Origin of the sequence: Streptomyces sp. NPDC057654, assembly GCF_042800135.1 — a bacterium.
GTDB lineage: Bacteria > Actinomycetota > Actinomycetes > Streptomycetales > Streptomycetaceae > Streptomyces.
In genome coordinates this window covers 1-2,378 of record NZ_JBHVHQ010001105.1, presented here as the reverse complement: position 1 = coordinate 2,378, position 2,378 = coordinate 1, and the positions used below count along the sequence as shown (strand labels likewise).

The window sequence follows — 2,378 nt, the reverse complement described above, 5'->3', positions numbered from 1 at the left end:
CGCCATGCCTGCTCCGGGGTGGAGGGCGCGGCGGACGGCCGGGAGGCCGGGGGCCGGTTCGCCCCCGCCTTCACCTCCGGTATCGCGGCACGTCCGTGGTCCCCCCAGGCCGAGTGCGCGGCCCGCGCTCCGGAAGGAGAGGCGAGAGCGGGCAGCGCTCCGGCCCCCAGGGTGAGAGCCGCCGCGGCGGCGGTGACGGCGAGTCTGGTCTGCCTGCGGGCACGCCGTAACGGCATGCCAAAGGCACGCGAGTGCTGCATCTTCCCCCCACGGAAAGTCGAACTCCCAAGGCACCGTTGGCCTCTGGAGTGCACACAAGCTGCCATAAGTTCCGCTGAGGCACGTCAGTTCACTCAAAACCCCCTAGGCCCCAGAGACCGGAACAAGCCCCTCCAAGAGCGTGATCTCCGCAAATAGCGTGCATCATGCATGGATTGGTGCAGGCCAGCCGGTTCTGAGCGGACCTCCGAGAGTGACGCATTCCTTTCCCCCGGAGCAGCGGTTGTCAAGCGGATCCTGCGCGGGCGCATGGACAAGCATCCGGTACAGCCCACCGGTGGACGCAGCGCCGTGCGGTGCGCTGATCCCAGCAGTTCGCCGGGGGCAGACAGGAAAGACCCACGAAGGTCTGGCCAACGCGGGCGGAGCATGTCAACTTAGACGACCTTGCAGAAATACCCAGGTCAGAGAGGTGATTGCTCGTGACCGTGGCTCCTGTTGGCCCCGGATTCTCCACCGCCGTCGAGGCACTGCGCCTTCGTGAATGGCAGCTCGGCCCCGGCCAGCCCACTCTCGTCATGGACCAGTTCCGCGCCGAGGACTTCAACCTGATCGTGGACGACCGGGCGGACGTGCACGTCAGCAGCAAGGACGGCCGCTTCTACCTCGGCTGGTTCCCGCTCGGCCGCCCCGGCACCGACGGCGAGGGATGGAAGATCGCCGTCACCGGCACCGCCAAGGTCCCCGGCTACCACCTGTCCTTCGACACCGAGACGCCGGCCGACATCGTCGCCGCCGCCGTGGCGCGCGTGCTGGAAACCTCCTGGCACCGCTAACCCCTGGAGGCCGGTCGAGCCGGGGAGCCTGTCACCAGAGGCTGCTCTCAGCATCCCGGCGGCATCCCGGGCCGCCCCTCACTGCGTCCCTCGTACAAGGAGGCTGCCCGTGGCTCACACGGAGTTGACCGTCGGCGATCTCATCGACCTGTTGTCCGCCTGCGACCGGAGCGCTCCGGTACGGCAGGCGATGAACCCCTTCTTCCCGATGGCGCACCACCTCGCACAGGTCGTGCAGTGCATGGACGAGACCGGCCAGACCGCCGTCTACCTCGCCGAAGGACGGGACGCGGACACACAGCTCGGCCATCTGCCGCCCGAGGCCGCCGTCGCCCTGGCCTGGCACAGCCCGGTCCAGCCGCCCCCGCGCCGCCCCCGGCGCACTGCCGGCGGCGCGTAGCACCGCACAGATCTAGGAGGCACCCTGCCCCCCGACTTCCCGCTCGACCCGTCCACCACCTCCAGCCTCCACGACGCGTGTTGGGTCGGCCCCCGGCACCTGGCCGGTGACGACGGACGCCTCTACGACGTCGTCGCCGATGCGCTCGCCGGCCTCGGCTGGACGAGCCTGACGATCGTCCGCGGACGCCGTGAGCCGGACGAGGCGCCGGAGGACCGCCAGGTCCTGCGCAGCACCGTCCTGCACCTGAGCCCCGACGCCCTGGGCTGGGCCCAGTGGGTCCTGGCGGACGAACCGTTCTACCTGGGAGACCTGCCGATCGCCTGGCAGGTCTGCGCCCGCGCGGACACGAGCAGTCCGCTCGCCGGATGGTCGGCCTACTTCACCTCTGACGTTCCCGGTGAGGCGATGGCCGACTTCCTCGTCGCGCTCGACGCCCGCGACCAGCCCGCCGTGCCGCTCGCCGGCCCCGAACTGGTCCTCGACGCCGTCGCCGCGCACGGCTGGCTCCGCGACATCGACCAGCCCCACGCGGGAGCGACGGACCCCACGTTCACCTCGCACATCAGGCTCGGCGAGGTGCCGTCCCTCATCCAGGACGCCGACCCGCGCACCCTGACCGCCGGAGCCGACGAGGCGGGCCTGGCGGGATGGCAGGCGTGGGCCGAGCCCGTGCTCGGCGGGCCGTACCTGTGGACGGTGTCCTTCGGCACCAACGTGCCCCACGACCTGGTCGCGGCGTTCACCGGCTCCCTCAGCTCGACCGCACCGGTCCTGCGCCGCCTCCTGCCGGAGAGCACCCGGGAACAACTCCTGCGGGCCCCGGCGAGCTAACGGTTCCGATCCCTCCGTCCGGCGGACGCAGCCCGGCCTTTCCCAAAGGGGGAGGCCGGGCTTCTCGTTGCGCGGCCACTGAACGCTAG

The 2,378-nt window shown here is 70.9% G+C and carries 3 protein-coding genes and 1 pseudogene; 3 read left to right on the top strand and 1 reads right to left on the bottom strand.

Annotation, left to right across the window (positions count from 1 at the left end; all coding sequences use genetic code 11):
* Positions 1 to 236: pseudogene (locus tag ACFU99_RS40970) on the bottom strand (hypothetical protein); the annotation flags it as partial.
* Between the two features lie 465 nt (positions 237 to 701).
* Here ACFU99_RS40970 and ACFU99_RS40965 point away from each other — a divergent pair.
* The 3 genes from ACFU99_RS40965 to ACFU99_RS40955 all read left to right on the top strand — a co-directional run bounded on the left by ACFU99_RS40965 (position 702) and on the right by ACFU99_RS40955 (position 2,289).
* Positions 702 to 1,055 carry a DUF317 domain-containing protein gene (locus tag ACFU99_RS40965; protein WP_384403078.1) on the top strand — a complete coding sequence of 118 codons (354 nt, stop codon included), beginning with the start codon at positions 702 to 704 and terminating at the stop codon, positions 1,053 to 1,055.
* Between the two features lie 109 nt (positions 1,056 to 1,164).
* The gene (locus ACFU99_RS40960; RefSeq protein WP_384403075.1) at positions 1,165 to 1,455 is read left to right on the top strand and encodes a hypothetical protein; all 291 of its coding nucleotides are present in this window, start codon (positions 1,165 to 1,167) and stop codon (positions 1,453 to 1,455) included.
* Positions 1,456 to 1,479: 24 nt separating this feature from the next.
* The gene (locus ACFU99_RS40955; RefSeq protein WP_384403081.1) at positions 1,480 to 2,289 is read left to right on the top strand and encodes a DUF317 domain-containing protein; all 810 of its coding nucleotides are present in this window, start codon (positions 1,480 to 1,482) and stop codon (positions 2,287 to 2,289) included.
* Positions 2,290 to 2,378 lie beyond the last annotated feature (89 nt).